Origin of the sequence: Acetobacter sp. (genome assembly GCF_052102375.1) — a bacterium.
Classification (GTDB): domain Bacteria; phylum Pseudomonadota; class Alphaproteobacteria; order Acetobacterales; family Acetobacteraceae; genus Acetobacter.
Map to the genome: position 1 here is coordinate 1 of NZ_JBQDXI010000002.1, position 20330 is coordinate 20330.

Here is a 20330-nt window from a genome sequence, read left to right on the forward strand (position 1 = left end):
GGGCTCGGGCTCAGCCGCGGGCTCAGGCTCTGGCTCTGGCTCTGGCTCTGGCTCTGGCTCTGGCTCTGGCTCTGGCTCTGGGATGTGTTCGACCGGTGCCGGAACCGCAAGCTCTTTTTCCGCCGACGGCTCTCTTTTTTCTTCCGCTTGCTCAGTTTTCTGAACAGTGCCTTCCTCAGCCGTCAGCTCACCATCTGGTGTGGTATGGCGTTGCGTGTCTACGGCAGGCTCAGGCTGTGTCGGCTGAACGTCAGCCTGTGGCCCGGCTACACTTTGATGCTCTGGTTGCGCCACATCAGAGTGGGACGGTGTGTGCTCTGCCTCAAATTGCGCGGGAGCATCGGATATTACAACCGGGGCCGGGGGCTCAGGTGCTGGTGCTGGTGCTGGTGCATGAATGTGCCACTTAGTACCACATGCAGAACATTTGAGTGTCTGCCTTTTGGCAAGCAACGCTTCAGGAACCTGATAGCTAACACCACATGATGGGCAAACAATTCTCATCAAGCACTCTCTTAAACATCACGCCCGTCAGCGCCCGACAGACTATCTGTATCTGGCCTTAACACACTCACGTTCCACAAGGCCGGAGCTTCTTTTTACAAGAGGCTCTTTAGTACGCCATGCAAGTTTTACCACAAACCGGAAGAATTACACCTCTCACCATTGAATGCGGCTTATTATCGACAGCGCCCTGCGCTCTCCGCTACAGTCAGAGCATGTTTTACACTGTGCCTTACCTGCGCGTTGTGCCTGCTCTGGCTGGACCTTCAGCATGATCCGTTTGAAAAATGTTTTCTGGCAACGTGCACGCAAACAGGAAAAACCTGTTCTGTCTGACTTGAGCTTCAGCGTGCCGCAAGGTGGATTCCGCTGGTTGCTGGGGCCGTCTGGCGCGGGCAAGACCAGTTTGCTGAACCTGCTTCACATTGAAAGCCTGCCTGCGCGAGGTGAGTTGGAAATTCTGGGCAAACCCGTCTCTGCCGACACACCCCGCGCGACACTTGTACGCCTGCGGCAACGAATCGGTATGGTGCACCAGAACTATCGGCTCATGCCGGGCTTGTCCGTTGTCGATAACGTGGCACTCCCCCTCCGCTTGCAACACCGCCCGGAAGACGAGATTCATGATGAAGTCCATGCCATCCTGAAATGGGTGGGGCTGGGGGAGCGGATTGGTGTTCCGGCCGCCAACCTCTCCGGCGGCGAGCAGCAACGCACCGCCATAGCTCGTGCCATTGTCCACCGTCCGGGCCTTATATTGGCTGACGAACCCACCAATGCGCTGGAAGAACCTCAGGCCCATAAGCTGCTTGATCTGTTCGATGAACTCAGCACAATGGGCACAACGGTTCTTGTGGCAACGCATAACGAGGCCCTGATACGCCGCCTGCCGCGTCCGTCCTTATATCTGGAACGTGGCCGCCTTGTACGGGAGGGAGAATAACACCATGGCCCTCCCTTTTTCAGGCCGTAAGGATGGCCTGTCCCTCTCGGAAGCACTGCCGGACAGAAGCCTGTTCATTCTTGTTGCCATGATGAGCTTTCTGGCCGCTCTTACCCTGACAGGCGCCACTGGCGCACGTGCGCTCTCCGCCCGCTGGTCTGGTGGAGCCGCACAGCTCTTAACCATTCAGGTTACCGCACCGGACCATGTTCCTGACGGGGCCGGAAGCACCAAAAATGCCACCCAGAAAACCCGGGCCGATCTTGTTGTTGACGCTCTGGCTGCACTCCCCCCCGGCACACAGGTACACCGCCTAAACAAGGAAGAACTGGCACACCTCCTCGCGCCATGGCTGGGCGATGCAAACAATAGCGCCCTTCCTCTTCCCGCCGTTATAGAAGTGCGCCTGCCTGCTGGTACGGATAGCCCGCCAACACTGGAACAGACCCTCAATGCACAAGTACCGGGCACAGTGGTGGAACATAATGCAGAATGGAGCAGCCGTCTGCGCGCTCTTGCGGACAGTCTGCTGGCCTGCGCTGCACTAGCTTTAGCCGCCGTAGGGGGAATTGCTGCCATGATTACCGCTCTGGCAACACGCTCTGGCTTGTCCAGCCGTCGAGACATCATCAGAATTCTACATGGTCTGGGTGCTACAGATAGTTATATAGCCGGGCGTTTTGCCAGCCGTACGGGCGCTCTGGCCTTTGGGGGCGGCCTATTGGGTACGGTGCTGGCAATGGCTCCGCTGGCCCTGTTATTCAGAATGGCAGCCCCTTTTGCAGCAACCTCTTTACAAACAGCAACTGCCACTATGCCTAGCTGGGACACCCTTCCCCGCCTTTTGCCACCAGACCTCCTGATAGGCCTTGCCGGGCTACCTGTTGTTGCCGCTTTTATTGGCTGGTTTACCACGCAGGTTATGGTGCGCCTGTGGCTTCGTGGAATGCCATGAACACACATCGCCGCGCACCGCCACCTCAACAAAAAAAACAGAGGCCGCGCTTGGTACGCATGGCCATCTTCCTTATCCGGCTGACAGGCTTAGGGTGTGTCTGCCTGTTTCTGGCATTCTGCTGGTTTGCTTATGATGCGTTACAACCAAGCCCCCAGCGGCTCCCACCACACACAGATGGCATTGTGGCCCTTACGGGCGGCCAAGGCCGTATCGAGACATCCCTCAGACTTCTTGCCAGAAACAGCGGCAACAAACTGCTTATCTCCGGGGTGGACCCACAAACGGGCAGCAAGGATCTGCTTCCGCCTATGCCAGAGGCACTCAGGCAGCGCATTACTCTTGGCTACCAAGCACGCTCCACCATTGAAAATGCTGCTGAGACCGCTGCTTGGGTTGCTGATAACCATATTTACAGCCTGACGGTCGTGACAGCAGGCTACCATATGCGGCGCGCCATGCTGGAACTTGGGCGGACCCTGCCGGGTGTCACCCTTTATTCCTATGCCGTCAGACCCCCAGCACTTGAACACCCGTTCAAGACGGAAACCCTGCGGTTGCTTGGCACTGAATACATCAAATGGCTGGGTGCATTGGCGGGGTTTGTACACAACCCCTCCCACGGATAAGCCGCCTTCAGACTACCGCTTTCAGGAGGGTCGCATGATGGCGTATATGGTCCGCGGCAAAACTTTGCACGAACCAGTAAGAGTGGTCATAACCCTGCTGCTCGCGCAAAATCAGGCTTTGCCCCGCTTTCTCAGCCGCTGACTGCAAATGCCAAGGCTGAAGCTCGCGCTCCAGAAATTTGTCGGCCATGCCTTGATCTACCAGAATAGGGTTAGGGTGACGGCAACCGTCTTCAAGCAGACAAACTGCGTCATGAGCACGCCATACCTGCGGGTCCGGCCCAAGGTAGCCGGTAAAAGCCTTCTGCCCCCACGGCACAACAGACGGATGACAAATGGGCGCAAAGGCAGAGACAGAGCGCCACATCTGGGGCGCACGCAAGCCATGCACCAAAGCCCCATGTCCGCCCATGGAATGCCCCATTATGCCGCGGCGTGTACCATCAAGAGGGAAATGGGCCTCCGTCAACGCAGGCAGTTCCTGCGTGATATAGCGCCCCATACGATAATTTTGATTCCAGGGCTTTTGGGTTGCATCAAGGTAAAAACCTGCGCCTACCCCAAAGTCCCAGTTATCAGTCTCGCCCGCAGCCCCCGCTCCACGGGGTGACGTGTCCGTTGCCACAAGGGCGATCCCAAGCCGGGCAGCTTCTTCTAAAGCATGTGCCTTGATGAAAAATGTTTCTTCATTACAGGTCAGGCCAGCCAGAACATGCACAACCGGCACAGGGTTCTGAGCGCTGGCCTGCGGCGGCACAAACACAGCAAACCGGGCCGTGAGTCCTAGAGCTTCAGACTGATGTTCATAAAACCCTACAGTACTCCCCGCGCACAAACTTTCTGAACGCACGGTTATTGTTGCAACTGTCATGACGACACTCCCCCTCCCGACACCAGTCGGCAGCATGTCACAGGCCTGTTTGGATACAATTCTTTTTTATCGGGATCTTTTTATCAGAAAACACCTCACCCCTGATGCTGCCATCAATGGATTGAGAAAAAACTGACCATCATGCAGTAATGGCATACTTGGAATACGCAAATGGAAGATGTAGCGTGTCAGCCAGAAAACGAAAGACGGGGTGTTAAGCCCTGCCCGCTTTACCATCATTCTGGAACCTTCAGCAGCCCATAGCTGTTAAGTCCTTTTCCTCAACCGGAATGATACAGAATGGAGAATATGTGAATGATCGTTGACCAGAGGGTCGGCCTGCGCATCATTGGCAAAGAGATCCTTGGCGTTATCCTGCTTATGGCAGCGTGGGATTTTGCCGTGGTTATTCTGTTTCAGGTTTTCCATCAGGAATGGATGGAACAGCCCAGCCTGCCAACTTCACTCATTGGCTCTGCCCTTGCGCTGTTCATGGGCTTCCGGAGCAACAGTGCCTACGCACGCTGGTGGGAAGCCCGCACATTATGGGGTGCCATTACCAACAACTGCCGCTCGTTCGGGCGGCAGGTCGGCACCCTGCTGGGTGACCGCCCGGATCTTATGTATGGCATAGCAGCCTATCCCCATGCCCTGCGCGGCGCCTTGGGCAAAATTGATTCCTCTGAAGATGTCAAACGTCTTTTACCGCCAGAAATGGCAGAGGCCATTGTTGGGTGGCGAAACCAGCCCAACGCCATTTTATATCAGCTCGGCTTGGGTGTGAGTGAGGAAGTGGCGAAGAAAGGCATTGACGGCGCGGTTCATGGCCAGATTGACCGCATTTTATCCGATCTTGCCAACGCTCAGGGTGGCCTTGAGCGTATTCGCAACACGCCTCTTCCCATGCAGTTCTCGGCACTCCCCAGAACGCTGGTCAATATTTTCTGTATCGTGCTCCCGCTGTCCATGGTGCAGACGCTGGAATGGATTACCCCGCTGGGGTCTTCCCTTGTGGGCCTTCTGTTCCTTGTGCTCGACAAAAGTGCGGATGACCTTCAGGAACCATTCTCTAACACGCCGCACGCCCTACCTATGGCAACAATGGCCCGTACCATTGAAATTGATGTGGTCCAGCCAACGGGTACACAGTCTCCACCACCCCTGACCGCCGTAAAAGGTATTCAGGCCTAAAGCAGTAACAGAGACCGCAGGCCGGTTGCATGATGGAAGACAGGCCTGCGTTTTTGTGCTATAACCCTGTGTTATGAGCACATTCAGAACCACCCCTAAAGGCGGCGTGACAGATGCAATGGCACGCACAGCAGCAGCGGCTACCGCTGCACAGGCCAAAACCAAGGTCAAGGATGATGACCCCTTCCAGGAAGGTGACGCCATTGTTTATGCAGCCCACGGCGTAGGACGCGTTGACCGCATTGGTGTAGACGAAATTGCTGGCACCAAGCTGGAAGTCATTCAGATTTCCTTTCCCGGCAACCAGATGACCCTGCGTATCCCGCTGACCAAAGCCCGCAAGGCCGGTCTGCGGAAAATCGTCTCTCGCGAGATTGTTGATAAAGCCATGGCCATCATCAAAGGCAAGCCGCATGTCAGCAAAGGCATGTGGGCACGCCGGGCTGTTGCGTATCAGGAAAAGATCAACTCTGGTGATCTTGTCCAGATTGCAGAGGTCCTGCGTGACCTGCGCCGCAATGTGGATAGCCTGGATGGCAGCTTCAGCGAGCGCAAACTGTTTGAAGCCGCTCAGGAACGCTTTGTAGCAGAAGTTGCTGTTCTTGAGAAAAAAGAGCCGACAGACGTTCTGACTGCCCTGACCGAGGTCATGAAGGCAGCCTAAAACTGCTTTGTTGAACAGGTTATGAAAAACCGGTGCCCTTATGGGTCACCGGTTTTTTTATGACTTTGCCCTGCATGGAGCGTCTTTCCCGCCTTAAACAAGCAGGATACAGTCACGGTCATGACGCACGCTGCCCCAACCGTACTTACTCCAGACCCAACGATGCTTCGCCGCGCTCAGAGCGAAATCAAGGTCGGCAACTTTGCGTCCACGCTTGAGGCTCTGAAACCTTTTGCCCGCAGTAAAGATGAGCAGACCCAATTATTGCTTGCCGCATGCCTTGCAGGCACCGGCAAAGCTGAAAAAGCTGCGAAAATATTTTGTACTTTTGCAGCAGCCAAACCTACGGAGCAACATCCGCTCCAGCCTTTTACCGACCTGCTGATAGAACTGGGCAAGCGGGAAGAAAGCCTGCCAGTATGCCGTGCGGCTATAATTCTAACACCCGAAGATGCCAGAGTTTATGACATACTCGGCACTATACTAGTGCAAATGGGTGCGTTTGACGAAGGGGTTGATCTGCTCCGCCGCTCTGTCGCGCTCAGGCCGGACAACAGCTTTTCGGCCAACCTACTTGCTATGGCCCTATCCGAGCGCGGCGATACGGAAGAGTGCCTTGCCTTACTGGAAGCCACCCTCAAAAAAGACCCGACGCACGCAGGTACGCTGTCCAATATGGGCTGCGCGCTTTCCGCTATTGGCAGGATGGAAGATGCCTTCAATTTCTATCGCAGAGCCATTTCCCATAACCCCACACACCCGCAAATTCGTCTTAACCATTCCATTTCCCTGCTCAAAGCCGGGCGTTATGCTCAAGGCTGGAGCGAGCACGAATGGCGCCTGAAGCTGCTCGGCCATAGCAACCTGCCCTCAGCAACACTCATGCCATCTCTTGGTCCCGACAGTAATATTCGGAGCAAGCGGGTGCTCATTACGCAGGAGGAAGGGTTAGGCGATACATTGATGTATCTCCGCTATATTGAGCCTTTGGCCCAGCGCGGTGCCATACCGCACCTGTGGGTGCCAGACACATTGGGCGACCTCTGTCGCCGGGTAAACGGCGCAGCCATTGTGCAGGTTGGTGGCGATGTTCCGGAATTTGACTGGCATTGCCCGTTTATCAGCCTTCCCCGCGTGTTTTCCGCCACTCACGATGCCATGGGCGCACCCGTCCCGTACCTGAAGGCAGACACTGCGAAAATTCGGGAATTTGCAGGACTGGTCCCGCAAAACGGCAAGTTGAATGTCGGCCTGATCTGGGGAGGAGCCCCGCGCCCTACACTGGTTGGCGCCTACATGACGGACCGCAGACGCTCCATGCCGCTGGAAACACTGGCTCCACTAGCAAACGTGCAAGGCCTGAACCTGATAAGCCTGCAAAAAGGCCCCTATGCTGACCAATTGCAAACCCCGCCGGACGGCATGACGATCTACGACCCAACAGACGAATTGCACACGATGGATGACACGGCAGCCCTGCTGATGTCGCTGGATGTTCTGGTATCGGTTGATACCTCCTGTGTGCATCTGGCCGGTGCGCTTGGCAAACCTGTTTTGCTGATGGACCGTTTTGATAATTGCTGGCGTTGGCTGCACAATACCGCAAGCAGCCCTTGGTACCCTACCCTGCGTATTATTCGCCAGAGCAAGCCGCGGGAATGGAGCGATGTCGTCAATACAGTCTGTGCCGGGTTGCACGATATGGCGCGATACAAGGCCATACGGTCTGCAAAAGCGTAGAACTTGCCCCCAAACCGAGTGTGAAAGGGGCTTTCAGGCTCTCGTCTTCTGGAATACCACTCCTCATACCTTCAAGCGTTCCGGCCATGCTGGTAGGGGCTTTGTCCTCTGTCTTTTTTAGTGGCATTATCACTGCATAAACACGAAGAAGGCATACCATAATGAATGCACCCCTGACCGCTCAGCCTCATCGCCCCGTCATGCTCGTTATCCTAGATGGATTCGGATGGCGTGAAGACGATGCCGACAATGCGGTCCGCCTTGCCAAAACCCCAGTTTTTGACAGCCTGTGGCAAAACAGCCCACGCAGCTTTTTGCGCACCTGCGGTGCAGATGTCGGCCTGCCTGACGGGCAGATGGGTAACTCTGAAGTCGGGCATCTGAATATCGGCGCTGGCCGCGTTGTCATGCAGGAATTGCCGCGTATTTCTGCTGCCTTGCACGATGGCTCTGTCGCCCGCAGCCCGGTCATGGCAGAGTTTCTGGCAACATTGAAAAAATCTGGCGGCACCTGCCACCTGATGGGGCTGGTGTCCCCCGGCGGTGTCCATGCTCATCAGGACCATGCCGTTGCACTAGCAAAACTTGTAACGCAGGCAGGTATTCCGGTTGCCTTTCACGTCTTTACTGATGGGCGCGATACCGCACCCCGCTCTGCGCTGGATTATGTCGGGAAGCTGGAAGCTGCCCTCCCCTCCGGCGCAACCATTGCAACCGTTTCCGGCCGCTATTATGCCATGGACCGCGACAAACGCTGGGACCGTGTTGAAAAAAATTACAATGCGCTTGTCAGTGGTGAAGGCCCAGTCGCAGCCACCCCGCTGGATGTTATAAAACAGGCTTATGCGGCTGATATTTCAGACGAATTCATCCTGCCTACAGTGATCGGTAGCTATTCAGGCATGAAGGATGGTGACGCCATCCTGTCTTTCAATTTCCGTGCCGACCGTATCCGTCAGCTTCTGGATGCGTTGGTTGACCCTGCTTTTGACGGGTTTGCCCGCAAAAAAATCGTACAGTTTTCTGCTGTACTGGGCATGACGCATTACAGTGATGCCTTGGCCGAGCAGATTTCCATACTCTTCCCAGCCGAAACACTCACAAATATTCTGGGTGAGGTTGTTTCCCGTGCCGGGCGCACACAATTACGCATGGCCGAGACAGAAAAATATCCGCACGTCACCTACTTCCTCAATGGTGGCCGGGAAATGCTGTTTGAAGGTGAAGACCGCATTCTGGTTCCATCACCCAAAGTTGCCACCTATGACCTGCAACCAGAAATGTCTGCGCCGGAACTGACAGACAAAGCGGTTGAAGCCATTGAAAGCGGAAAATACGATCTTATCGTCCTGAACTTTGCCAACCCGGACATGGTCGGTCACACCGGCGTTCTGAAAGCCGCCATCAAAGCTGTTGAAACGGTTGATACTGGCGTAGGCCGTATTCTGGAGGCGCTCAAAAAACAGAATGGCGCTCTGCTGGTTACCGCAGATCACGGAAACTGTGAAACCATGAAAGACCCCGAAACCGGGGAAGCCCATACGGCCCATACACTCAACGAAGTGCCGCTGGTGGCCTTCAATATTGGTAAACAGACGTTGCGGGATGGCCGTCTTGCAGATCTGGCCCCCACCTTGTTGGCCATAATGGGTGTTGCCAAACCGGATGACATGACGGGCCAATCCCTGTTATCGGACTAAATGCTTTCTTCTTCCCCCTTGCCGCGCTTTCCCCACATGCATCGCCTTTGCGGCGGCGCTGGCAAGGGAGTTTTTAAAACAGCCTTAGGCTGTATGCTCCTATGCACTGCTGCAAACTCTTACGCAGCGGAGCATAAACATACGGGGGCTCATCACTCTGCTGCACGCCACAGCACCCCAAAAAGTGCCCCGCAGCCACACAAAACCTCTCCTTCCCGCAAATCTTCCTCTGCTGGGTCACATCCCGCTGCCGCACGCCCTTTGACCAAAGCGGAGGTGCAGGCAGAGCAATCCGTCAAGCAGGCGCGAGATGCGTTGCAAACTACGCAAACCCAAAGGGATGCCATAGCCAAACAGAAAGCCGCGCAGGCGGCAGCGGTTGAGGCTTCCCGCGCCAGAAGTAACGCCGCGCAGGCTCTGGCTGTGCAAAGTGCTGCTAAAGCTACCGCATTATCAGCCGCGACAGTGACCGCAACATCCCAACTGCAAACAACAGAGCAGCAGATTTCGGATCTGGATGGCCGCATTGCCACTATCCGGCAGGAGCAGGAAAAACTGCGCAGCGCACTGGCGGAAGATGCAAAAGCCCTTGCGCCTGTTTTACCCCTTGCCGAAAGATTATCCCTCTACCCGTCAGACACACTTTTGGCGGCCCCGGTTCCGCAAGGTGAGGCTGTTACCGGGTTTCTTGTTCTGAAAGGGCTTTCAAGGGAACTGGAACATCAGGCTGAAGATATGCGGACCCGGCAAACGCAACTGACAGCACTTGATACAGAACTGACCAACCACCTTGCCCAGTTAGGGACCCTGCAACACAAACAAACCACCCAGCGCGATACCGTCCGCCAGCAGGCGCTTAAAGCAAAACAGGCACAGCAGCAGGCTAACACAGCAGCCAAAGCCGCCGCACAACGATTGGCAGACGCGACACGCAAGGCCTCCAGTTTACAGGATGCCGTTGCACGGCTGGACGTATTACAGGCCGATGCCGAAAGTGCTCTACAAAAAGAAATCGCCTCGGCAGAGCGTGCCCACAAAGCCGCGCGGGATGAAGCTGCTCGTAAGCTGGCTGAAGAACGCGCTGCGGAGGCACGCCGCAAAATGGCGGCCCTGCAACGGTCTTCTGGCCCCGGCCTGAGCGAACACTCTGCCGCACAACCCTCTAAAAAAACCACCACATCTTCACCCGATACCAGTGCCTCAGTCGGCAGTGGCCCCAGTTCCGGCACGCGCCCTGTTGCAGGCCGCATTGTGGCAACATGGGGGGCTGCGACCGAGACTGGTCCTTCAACCGGCATTACCTACAGTACACCCTCGGGCGCGAGTGTGCGGACCCCCTGCTCCGGCAGGGTGGATTTTGCTGGGGCGTTCAGAACCTACGGCCAGATGGTTATTTTGAACTGTGGTCAGCACTACCGATTCATCATGGCAGGGTTAGGCGGGCTGGACGTAGAAACGGGGCAAAGCCTGACGAAAGGCGCTCCCGTCGGGCATATGAGTGGGTCTGGCACCCTCTTCATTCAGCTTAGGCACGGCCAAAAAGTCATAAATCCAGCGCCTTTCCTCTAAGAAAAGCTGGCAGGCAGTTTTCCTGACACAAAGAAACAGCTAACCTTGCCAGCTACAAGGATACGACCCGCACGGGCACCGCCCGGCGACAGGAGACGAGAACGCATGAAGTTTCGCACAGGCCTGATGCTCGGTGCCACTTTTCTGGCAGGCTTTGCCGTAGCCTCCCACACTGGAGTGCTTCCGGGCTCCTCCATGCTGGTATCTTCTGCTCTGGCGGAAAAAGCCCCTGATGCCTCCCCCACCTCCAACCACGCAGAAACCTACCGCCTGCTAACCCTGTTTGGCACCGTGCTGGATCTGGTCCGGGCAGACTATGTCGAACCCGTTTCTGACAAGGACCTGATTACCAACGCGCTGAACGGCATGTTGACCGGTCTTGACCCTCATAGCTCGTACATGACTGAAAAACAGTACGAAGACATGATGACGCAGATGAAAGGCGAGTTCGGCGGGCTGGGGCTGGAGCTGCAACAGCAGGACGGCCATATCCGTGTTGTCTCCCCCGTTGATGGCACACCGGGCTTCCGGGCTGGTATCAAGCCGGGTGATTATATCATTGCTGTTGACGGACACCCTGTTGATGGTACGCCGCTGGATGAAGCCGTGAAGAAAATGCGCGGCAAACCCAACACCAAGATCACGCTGACGCTGGTGCGTGAAAAAACGCCCAAACCGATTATCCTCACCCTGACGCGTGAGATCATCCATATCGAGGTCATCAAGTCTGCCCTGTATGACCGCGTTGGCTATATCCGTATTGCCCAGTTCAACGAAGAAACGGAAAAAGGCCTGCTCAAAGCCTACAACCAGCTCAAACAGCAGGCGGGCGGCACACTGGCGGGACTGGTTCTTGACTTGCGGAGTGACCCCGGTGGCCTTCTGAATCAGGCTATTGAAGTCTCTTCCAACTTCATCCGTTCTGGTGAGATCGTCTCCACCCGCGCGCGCCACCCCAAGGATAGCCAGCGTTGGGATGCACATGGGACAGATATTACCAATGGCCTCCCCATTGTCGTGCTGATTAATGGTGGATCAGCCTCCGCCTCCGAAATCGTGTCCGGCGCTTTGCAGGACCATAAACGGGCTGTGCTGCTGGGTACTCGCTCCTTCGGCAAAGGGTCTGTGCAGTCCATTATCCCCATACCCGGCAATGGCGCTGTACGCCTGACCACGGCGCGCTATTACACGCCATCAGGGCGTTCTATTCAGGCTCTGGGCATCACTCCTGATATTACAGTCAAGGAATCCCGCGAAGATCCGGGCTTCAGCCTGCACGAGGCTGACCTTGAACATATTCTGAAGAATCAGGGTGGGAACCAGACCAAAGCCACACCTCGCACGGATCTTCCCGCTATCGCCAAGGATATACCTAACGAGCCCCCGGCAAACTGGCCAGAATTTGACTATCTGAAGCCAAAGACAGACTTCCAGCTTCAGGAAGGCTTACGGGTTGTACGGTCCATGGCGGGGCTGCCAGCGCTTGACCCAGCCGCCGCATTGCCCCCGGCAAAGCCGGTGGACAAGAAAGACGAGAGTAAAGCACCGTCAAAATAACGCCGGTTGGTAAGGAAAATGACAATGCACAGCGCGTCCCTCTGGCAACAAATGCCATCTTCCGGGCGTCTTTTTGTACGCTTCTGGGGCGGCTGTGCCGTTGCCGCTGGCGTATTGGCCATTGGCCTGCAAATTGCGGGCCCTCCACCAATGGGCGGTGACGATATTGACGTCTCCACTCCTGCACTTAACCCGGCGGATAAATCTGATATTCCCGGCTTGCAGGCTGATCTGCTGGAAAAAAGGTCTGGCCCTAACGGGTACCCACTGCCGCGCCGGGGGCAGCATGGCCATGTGGCACGGCAGGTTTACGCGGCTCCTGCAGTGGATGTTCCGGCAGGAGAAGCCCAGATTGCTCTGGTCGTGACTGGTGTAGGGGATGCGCGTGCCCTGACGGACGAAGCCCTGACCTCCCTACCCGGCGCGGTCTCTCTGGTAATTTCTCCCTATGCGCCGGATATGAAGCACTTGCTGGAGGAGGCACGTGCCAACAAACACGAAACCCTGCTGTCTCTGCCCATCCAGCCGAACAAAGGCGGTGCTGAGACAACCGCTTCTTTAGCCGGCCCAAATGCTTTGGGAAGTGATCTTTCCGCACGCCAGAACCTGCAAAACTACCAGTGGGCACTGTCCAGCCTTGCCGGTTATGTTGGCGTAACAAATGCAGCGCCCGGCGCAAACCAGAGTGACTTTACACACTCCGCAGCCTTCAGCCCCCTGCTGGACGATATTGATAAGCGCGGCCTTCTGTACCTGAACGCCACCCCCAACACGACGTTACCCAGCAAAACCGGGGTCACAGGGACTGCCGATATTGCCGTGAATACGGATACGGATATCGTCAATATTGATATTCAGCTTCTCAAGCTGCAACAGGCTGCCCGCCGCAATGGTCGTGCCATTGGTGTTATGGGGCCACTGCGTCCCGTTGCTCTGGCCTGCCTCCGCGCCTGGATTCCACATCTGAAGGACGTAGGGATTACACTGGTGCCGGTCAGTATGCTGGTTGCTCCAGTAGCCCAACCACAAGCGGCCCCGCCCTCTTCCAGTTCAGGACCGACGATGGATAACGGAGCAATGCGCGTTCACCTGACCAACCCACGAATGGGCAAACAGCAGTAAGATATTTTTCTTACTTTCGCCCGACAGAAGAAGAACGAGCCACGCTGAGCATGTTACCACAAGACCTCCCCTACCGCCCCAATGTGAGTGCTCTTATTGTACGCGCAGATGGTAAATTACTGGCTGCGCGACGCACAGATATGCCCGGAGCAGGCGGCCCTTTGTCTGAAGGTATTTGGCAATGCCCTCAGGGCGGCATTGATGCAGGCGAGGACACGCGCCACGCAGTATTGCGTGAGCTGCACGAAGAACTCGGGACAGACAAATTCATTATAAAATACGAATATCCCGAATGGATCCCGTACGACTTGCCAGAGCATCTCATCGGTAAGGCACTGGGTGGGCGTTACAAAGGGCAGACGCAGAAATGGTTTGTTGTTGAATTCCTCGGCAAGGATTCAGACATAAACCTTGCTTTTCAGAACCCTCCGGAATTTGACGTTTTCCAATGGGTATCACCAGCCGAGTTTCTAGCGTTGGATCTTGGTTTCAAAAAAGCGCTCTATGAGCATGTCTTGGCACATTACGTCTCACGCCCGTAACGCATGAACTCTATCGGCTGATAGCCTCTTATTGGGCTTTATGAAGCTTTGCTAAACGCTGCGCCATCTTTCTACGCTAATATTGAGAATACTCGCATAGCTAAGCGCGTTACTTAAATTGCACCATCTCTATCAATAAAAAAGGGCCTGCACACCGGATGTACAGGCCCTTTTTGTGCTCAGTTAAAAACTTAATGTGCTGCACCTGGCTTGCCATTTCCCCGCACCGGAGAAAACAGGAAGCAGAATGGAACACACAAAAACGCCCCTACACCCAAAATCATGAACACTTCATTGTAAGTCAGCAACGCAACCTGTTGGGAGAAGCGCACAAACTGCACATGCTCCGCTATTGCCTGCGCTGTTTGCGGCAAGGCTCCATTGGCTTCTGCCGCTGTTTTTACATGGTTCAGGTAGTCATTATAGGGCTGATGGAACGGGGTCATCCAATGCACCATATGGGCCTGATGCGCCTGCCTGCGTTCGGTCAACAAAGCTGTTGCACCAGAAATTGCCAAAGACCCCAGCACGTTACGCGACATACTGAACAACGCTGACGCATCCGCATTCATCTTCTCAGGGATGGTGGAATACGCAATGGTTGAGAGCGGCACAAACAGAAAGGCCAAACAGGCCGTCTGGATCATGCGGAAGAAGACCAGATGCTTGAAGTCAAGCGCGGGTACAAGATTGGCGGAGGTATAAAGCGCTATCCCCATCAGGAAGAACCCCAGCGCAATCACGTTACGAACGCTCGTAAGCGACATAAGCTTTCCGACAATGGGGATGAGAATAATAACGGCAATCCCACCCGGCGAAAGAATCAGGCCGGACAGTGTAGCCGTGTACCCCATCACCTGCTGGGCAAACTGCGGGACAATGATAGCCGATGCATAGAGCAAAGCCCCCATAGCCCCGATAAGCGCTGTGCCTACTGCGAAATTACGGTCCTTGAAGACACGCAGGTCCACGGCAGGTTTGTCCGTATGCAGCAGCCACATAATGGCACCACCAATGCCAAGCACTGCCAGAACAGCCATAATACGAATGAAGGTTGAACCAAACCAGTCAGCATCCTCACCACGGTCAACCATCACTTCAAGGCAGCTAAAGCCCAGCGTGATCAAGCTTATGCCTATGACGTCAACCGGCGCTTTGCGCTTTCTGGCCCATGGCGGGTCTTCCACCATGGTGGCAACACCCAATGTTGTCAGGAAGCCAAAGGGAACGTTGATGAAGAAGATCCAGCGCCATGAGAAGTTATCAGTAATCCAGCCACCCAGCGTTGGGCCAATAACCGGCCCCACCACAGCGGCAATGGCTGTCAGGCCAAAGGCAGCCGCCCGCTTTTCCGGCGGGAAGCTGTCAAGAATGATGGACTGCTGATTGGGCTGCAATCCCCCGCCAAAGAAGCCCTGCATCATACGGAAGATGATGAGCTCCACCAGAGATGTGGCCATACCGCAAAGAAACGAGGAGACAGTAAACATGACAATACAGATCATGAAATACTGTTTTCGACCAAAGACTTTTCCCAACCATCCGGAAATGGTCAGAACAATACCGTTAGCAACAAGATAGGCGGTCAGTGTCCATGTTGCATCGTCATAAGTACTTGAAAGACTGCCAGCAATATGTGGCAGGGACACGTTAACAATTGTCGTGTCCAGAATTTCCATAAAGGCCGCCATGGTTACCACGAAGGCAACGGCCCACGGGTTGTGGCGGGGCTTCCACCCCGCCTTAGCTGTGTCGGCCTGTCCGCTCATTGCGCAATATGCTCATGAGCTGGTTGCGCCGCAGTGTGTGCCGGGGCATCAGAATGGCCATCTGTATCGATATGCACGACCGGCACCACGGAAAGCCCCAGAGCCAATGGCAGGTTGGGATCCAACCCGTCATCAATCAGAATCTTTACCGGCACACGCTGTACAATTTTCACATAGTTGCCGGTTGCGTTTTCTGGCGGGAATGCACTGAAGGTTGCGCCCGTTCCCTTCTGCAAGGAGTCAACATGACCATGCAGTTTAAGGGAGGGATACGCATCGACCTTCACATCCACGGCTTGGCCGGGACGGATGTGCGTGAGCTGCGTTTCTTTATAGTTAGCAACAACCCATACTTCCGGTTCTACAATAGACAGCACATGCTGGCCTGCAGCCACATAGTTGCCGCGCTCCAGATTACGCTGGGAAATCCAGCCGTCACAGGGGGCACGCAGTTCCGTCCATTCAAGGTTCAGGGCAGCGTTATCAAGGTCAGCCTGAGCAGACTTAACCTGCCCTTCCTGCTGGCTGACACGAATTTTGGTGTTGTTGATGTTTGGCAGAACAGGTGTAGCAGTCTGTACCGCACCCTGGGCTTCCATAACCTGCGCTTTGGCAGACTCCAGCGCGGCGCGCGCGTAGTCAATATCCTGCTGCGATGTTGCGGCACGCTCAACAGAACGCTGGCGTTTGTAATCTGCTTCAGCTTTCAGGGCCTGCGCTTTGGCGGCTGCCAGATTACCCTGCGCCTGCGTCAGACGACCCGGGAATTCAAGGGCGGCAACATCCCGCAGCATCTCAGACGCCTGAAACCCAGCCTGCGCCTGCTCCAGCACACCTGCCGCTTTATCACGCGCAGCTTTCCAGTCCCTCGGGTCAATACGAGCCAGCAACTGACCTTTGTGAACATACTGGTTATCGTTCACCAGCAGCTCAGTCACATAACCACCAACGTGGGGAGAAATGGTAACGGCGCGGCCTGCGGTAAAGGCGTCATCCGTCTCTACCTCGTTGCGGGTCAGGAACCAGTAAACCCCTGCGGCAACAGCCAGAACCAGAATAACGACCGTAAGAATGATCTTACCGCGCGCACTCTTTTTCTTCCCAGCAGGCTTTGTCCCGTTCTCAGCCTCTTCACCAGACTGTTCGTTATGGTCGTCAGCCATCCTGTTCCCCGTCTTTCAAACGCAATACCGCACTCACTTCCGGCCATGAGCGCATACCTCGCACGCCACTGACCGATCGGTTCGGTCAGTATGTGACACGATCAGAAGAGCGCTTCAAGCAGGCATAACGTGCCCTGCCTGATTTTCACCTACGCCCGGCCAAATGGAGCCTGAGAAAAGGTCTACGGAAACAATCCCTTAAACCAATTCTCCGGCACTTCTCTTTTTAACGCTCCAGCCCCTGGGTACGCACCAGACGGGCATAGAGACCATCCTGCGCCATCAGGCTTTCATGGGTACCGCTCTCCAGCGCACACCCCTCAGCCAGTACAACCACAAGATCGGCTGACCGGACGGTAGAAAGCCGATGCGCGACAATAATCGTGGTCCGCTTATCCCGCATCTGCGCCAGTGCCTGCTGTACAGCGGCCTCGTTTTCACTATCCAGCGCACTGGTCGCCTCATCAAGCAGCAACAACCGCGGGTCGCGCAAAAGAGCACGTGCCAGCGCCACACGTTGCCGCTGACCGCCAGAAAGGCGCTGCCCCCCCGGCCCCACCCCTGTTTGGTAACCATCTGGCAAGCTTTGAATAAAGGAGTCTGCTGCGGCCGCCTGAGCGGCTTGCTCTACGGCCTGCTCAGATGCATCGGGCTTGCCGATAAGAATATTTTCCCGCACGGAATAGTCAAACAGCAACGGGTCCTGACTGACATAAGCAATAGCGCCACGCAGGCTCTCAAGCTTTAAAGTCCGTAAATCCTGCCCGTCCAGAAGGATGCGGCCAGACGTGACATCATGCAAACGCGGCACCAGAGACAACGCAGTGGACTTTCCCGCACCGGAGAGGCCGACCAACGCCACGGTCTGCCCCGGCAAAGCCTCAAAGCTCAGTTTATCAAGCCCTACGCGGCCATCACTGTAGACAAAACCGACATCCTCAAACACCAGATGGCCCTTCCCCGGCGGCAGGTCTACTGCATGGGGGCTATCAGTCACCGCAGTTTTCTCATCAATAATGCTGAAAATGCGGATCAGACCAGCCAGCCCCTCCTGCACTGCTGCATTGAGAGACCCCAGCGCACGCAGCGGGCGGGCAGCGAGCAACAACGCTGCAACAAACCCGGAAAAATCGCCGAGTGTGGCCCCTCCCATAGCAGCACGCCACCCGGCAAAACCCAGCACGGCAGCCACAGCAGCACCGCCCAGAGCTTCAAGCAACGGGTCAACACGCGCACGCCCTTTGGTGATGCTGAGCATAGCAAGATACAGTCGATCGAAAGACAGTGTAGCCCTTGCTTTTTCGCCCTGCTCCATCCCGTACACACGCACCGTCCGCGCCTGAGAGAAACTCTCCGTCAGGAAGGCAGCAGTTTCGCCAATACGTTCCTGCATCCCACCGGAAGCCCTGCGAACGCGCTTACCCAGTTTTTGAATAGGCACCGCAGCTATGGGGTAGAGCAAACCCGCAATCAGGCTCAGCTCCCAATCCATGTAGAACATGGAGACAATCAATCCCACGACCGTCACAACGTCCCCTAAGGAGTTGACGGCCCGTATCATGGCTTCGCGAATAGACACGGCATCTGTTGTAAAGCGGGCTGCCAGCTTGGCCGGGGCCTCGCTTTCAATACGGGTAATGTCTGTTTGCACAAGATGCTCGAACATCGTGCCCTGCAAACCGCGTATTACCACCAGAACCAACCCTTGTGCGGCCAAGGTCTGGGCGTATTGAGAAATTGCCTTTGCCAGCGTAATCAGCACCACCAACATGGGCACCTGATACAGAATACGCGGGTCGCGTTCTGCAAACATGTCCAGCGCACGCTGGATCACCAACGGATACAGCGCAGTAAACACGGCAGTGAGCACTGTCAGGCCGATAACAGCAATAATACGACTGGGGTAAAGCCGAACCTGCTCGCGCCACAACCGCCCCAGCAACACGCGCGTATCATCAGCGGAGAGAGCCGCTTTTTCGCGCTTCTTCTTTTTAGGGGAGCCTTCATCAGTCTGCCGTACTGCGGCAGAGGGTTCATGCTGCTGCGCCTGCACAGATGCGCGAGAAGACGGAGATGGTACAAGTGGGTCAGAAGAGCTCATGCTGCTTCCTCTACCAGCCTCTTCCCCACGCGTGAAAGCCGCAGAGCCTAAAAAAAATTTTTACCCAGCCGAACTCACAAGACCAAACCCGCATAAGCAAGGCACGCCTGCCGGGATGCCACACAGCCCCCTTGCTGCCACCAGTGCCGAATATGCGCCAATATACGCCCGACTTCTGGCCCCGGCGGTAAACCGGCGGCAAGCAGGTCTCTCCCTGCCAGAGGGAAGACGGGGGCATCCATGGTAGCAAGCCTGTGACGCACCCGCTCAAACTGAGCTTTTTCTGCGTCTGACTGAGGCTTATCGCGCTTGAAGTCAGCCTGCGCCAACCATGTCCGCCCGATCAGAATAGCGGCTGGCGTATCAGATAACAGGCACCGTAACGCCGCGTCATCCATATCAGGTGCCGGAACAGGTTGCTCAGTTAAAGCTTTTAGAGAAAATTCGTCCGCACGGGAAAATTTTAGCCCTCGCGCAAGGGTCGTCACATCCCCTTGCACAAGGGCGGCAAGACGCAGCACCGCATCGGCAGGAGGCATCAGATCCATCAAGGCGCTAAAACGCTCTAGTGTAACCCCTTGCGGAAACAATGCCCCCAGCACACCAAGTTCCGCCATAAGAGCCAACTGCCCTGCTGGCGCTGGCCCGCTCAAGAGCCGCTGCAACTCTGACCAGATGCGCTCCACAGAAAGGCGCGCCAACAACCCAACCCGGTCTGCTATGGCTTTCACAGCGTCCGGGTCTGGCTGACCTTGGCCATAGCGAGCCTGAAACCGAAAAAAACGCAAAATGCGCAGAGCATCTTCTTCTATTCGGAGCCCTGCCTGCCCGACAAAGCGCACATGTCCGGCAAGAAGGTCTGCCTGCCCGCCAAAATAATCATGAAGCAGCCCCTCTTTGTCACGGGACATGGCATTGATGGTAAAATCTCGCCTTAAAGCGTCTTCTCGCCAGTCCTGTGTCCAGCATACAATGGCGTGGCGTCCATCCGTTTCCGTATCCCGGCGCAAGGTCGTAATTTCATACGGTGCAGCCCCGATAACAGCCGTTACGGTCCCATGGGACAGCCCAGTCGGCACCACTTTTATCCCGGCGGCTTCCAGCTTTTCCTGCACCTGTTCTGGTGGCTCCGGTGTGGCCAGATCAACATCCGCAACGGTGCGGCCTACCATCAGGTCACGCACAACACCACCAACCAGCCGGGCCTCTGGCAGAATATGCCAAATTTCAGCCAAAGCCTGACGCTGCGGTGGGCTTAACCCCTCACTTCCCTTCGTCAACACAGGCTGCAATTTTTCCTTCGCCATGAA

General features: G+C 55.8%; 17 protein-coding genes and 1 pseudogene. 12 read left to right on the forward strand and 6 right to left on the reverse strand.

The window, feature by feature from the left end:
- The coding region (locus ACTIDN_RS00955; protein WP_441375770.1) for a hypothetical protein at nt 1-410 on the forward strand (410 nt) is incomplete at its 5' end.
- A 40-nt stretch (nt 411-450) separates the two neighbouring features.
- Here ACTIDN_RS00955 and ACTIDN_RS00960 read toward each other — a convergent pair.
- Nucleotides 451-504: pseudogene (locus ACTIDN_RS00960) on the reverse strand (hypothetical protein); the annotation flags it as partial.
- Nucleotides 505-775: 271 nt separating this feature from the next.
- Here ACTIDN_RS00960 and ACTIDN_RS00965 point away from each other — a divergent pair.
- The 3 genes from ACTIDN_RS00965 to ACTIDN_RS00975 are packed head-to-tail and all read left to right on the forward strand — an operon-like array spanning nt 776 to nt 3031.
- Nucleotides 776-1447, forward strand: a complete 672-nt coding sequence (locus ACTIDN_RS00965; RefSeq protein ID WP_415508001.1) for a cell division ATP-binding protein FtsE — start codon at nt 776-778, stop codon at nt 1445-1447.
- A 4-nt stretch (nt 1448-1451) separates the two neighbouring features.
- A complete protein-coding gene (locus ACTIDN_RS00970; protein ID WP_441375691.1) occupies nt 1452-2402 on the forward strand; it encodes a cell division protein FtsX in 951 nt (316 codons plus the stop codon).
- 59 nt (nt 2403-2461) lie between these two features.
- Nucleotides 2462-3031: a YdcF family protein gene (locus ACTIDN_RS00975; protein ID WP_441375692.1), complete on the forward strand. Its 570-nt coding sequence runs from the start codon at nt 2462-2464 to the stop codon at nt 3029-3031.
- 7 nt (nt 3032-3038) lie between these two features.
- On the opposite strand, the gene fghA is transcribed toward ACTIDN_RS00975, so the two are convergent.
- Nucleotides 3039-3902: an S-formylglutathione hydrolase gene (gene fghA, locus ACTIDN_RS00980; RefSeq protein WP_441375693.1), complete on the reverse strand. Its 864-nt coding sequence runs from the start codon at nt 3900-3902 to the stop codon at nt 3039-3041.
- Between the two features lie 315 nt (nt 3903-4217).
- Here fghA and ACTIDN_RS00985 point away from each other — a divergent pair, with 315 nt between their 5' ends.
- From ACTIDN_RS00985 to ACTIDN_RS01020, 8 genes are all read left to right on the forward strand, one after another.
- Nucleotides 4218-5093, forward strand: coding sequence for a bestrophin family protein (locus tag ACTIDN_RS00985; RefSeq protein ID WP_415508004.1), 876 nt, complete (start codon nt 4218-4220; stop codon nt 5091-5093).
- A gap of 73 nt (nt 5094-5166) precedes the next feature.
- On the forward strand, nt 5167-5757 hold the full coding sequence (locus tag ACTIDN_RS00990) for a CarD family transcriptional regulator (RefSeq protein ID WP_048838144.1): 591 nt from the start codon (nt 5167-5169) through the stop codon (nt 5755-5757).
- 120 nt (nt 5758-5877) lie between these two features.
- Nucleotides 5878-7497: a tetratricopeptide repeat protein gene (locus ACTIDN_RS00995; protein WP_441375694.1), complete on the forward strand. Its 1620-nt coding sequence runs from the start codon at nt 5878-5880 to the stop codon at nt 7495-7497.
- 161 nt (nt 7498-7658) lie between these two features.
- Nucleotides 7659-9197 (forward strand): 2,3-bisphosphoglycerate-independent phosphoglycerate mutase, encoded by a 1539-nt coding sequence (gene gpmI, locus ACTIDN_RS01000; protein WP_441375695.1) that lies wholly within the window; start codon nt 7659-7661, stop codon nt 9195-9197.
- Complete coding sequence (locus tag ACTIDN_RS01005; RefSeq protein WP_441375696.1) at nt 9198-10766, forward strand: murein hydrolase activator EnvC family protein; 1569 nt, start codon at nt 9198-9200, stop codon at nt 10764-10766.
- A gap of 105 nt (nt 10767-10871) precedes the next feature.
- Entirely contained in the window at nt 10872-12323 is a 1452-nt protein-coding gene (locus ACTIDN_RS01010; protein WP_086651161.1) for a S41 family peptidase, read from the forward strand.
- A 24-nt stretch (nt 12324-12347) separates the two neighbouring features.
- A complete protein-coding gene (locus ACTIDN_RS01015) occupies nt 12348-13445 on the forward strand; it encodes a divergent polysaccharide deacetylase family protein (protein ID WP_441375697.1) in 1098 nt (365 codons plus the stop codon).
- Nucleotides 13446-13495: 50 nt separating this feature from the next.
- Entirely contained in the window at nt 13496-13987 is a 492-nt protein-coding gene (locus tag ACTIDN_RS01020) for an RNA pyrophosphohydrolase (RefSeq protein ID WP_441375698.1), read from the forward strand.
- A 191-nt stretch (nt 13988-14178) separates the two neighbouring features.
- On the opposite strand, the gene ACTIDN_RS01025 is transcribed toward ACTIDN_RS01020, so the two are convergent.
- The 4 genes from ACTIDN_RS01025 to ACTIDN_RS01040 form a co-directional block, all read right to left on the reverse strand.
- The gene (locus ACTIDN_RS01025; RefSeq protein WP_441375699.1) at nt 14179-15756 is read right to left on the reverse strand and encodes a DHA2 family efflux MFS transporter permease subunit; all 1578 of its coding nucleotides are present in this window, start codon (nt 15754-15756) and stop codon (nt 14179-14181) included.
- Nucleotides 15753-16919 (reverse strand): HlyD family secretion protein, encoded by a 1167-nt coding sequence (locus ACTIDN_RS01030; RefSeq protein WP_441375700.1) that lies wholly within the window; start codon nt 16917-16919, stop codon nt 15753-15755. Before ACTIDN_RS01030 ends, ACTIDN_RS01025 begins: the two co-directional genes overlap by 4 nt.
- A gap of 226 nt (nt 16920-17145) precedes the next feature.
- Nucleotides 17146-19020, reverse strand: coding sequence for an ABC transporter ATP-binding protein (locus ACTIDN_RS01035; protein ID WP_441375701.1), 1875 nt, complete (start codon nt 19018-19020; stop codon nt 17146-17148).
- Nucleotides 19021-19094: 74 nt separating this feature from the next.
- Nucleotides 19095-20327 (reverse strand): CCA tRNA nucleotidyltransferase, encoded by a 1233-nt coding sequence (locus ACTIDN_RS01040; protein WP_441375702.1) that lies wholly within the window; start codon nt 20325-20327, stop codon nt 19095-19097.
- Nucleotides 20328-20330 lie beyond the last annotated feature (3 nt).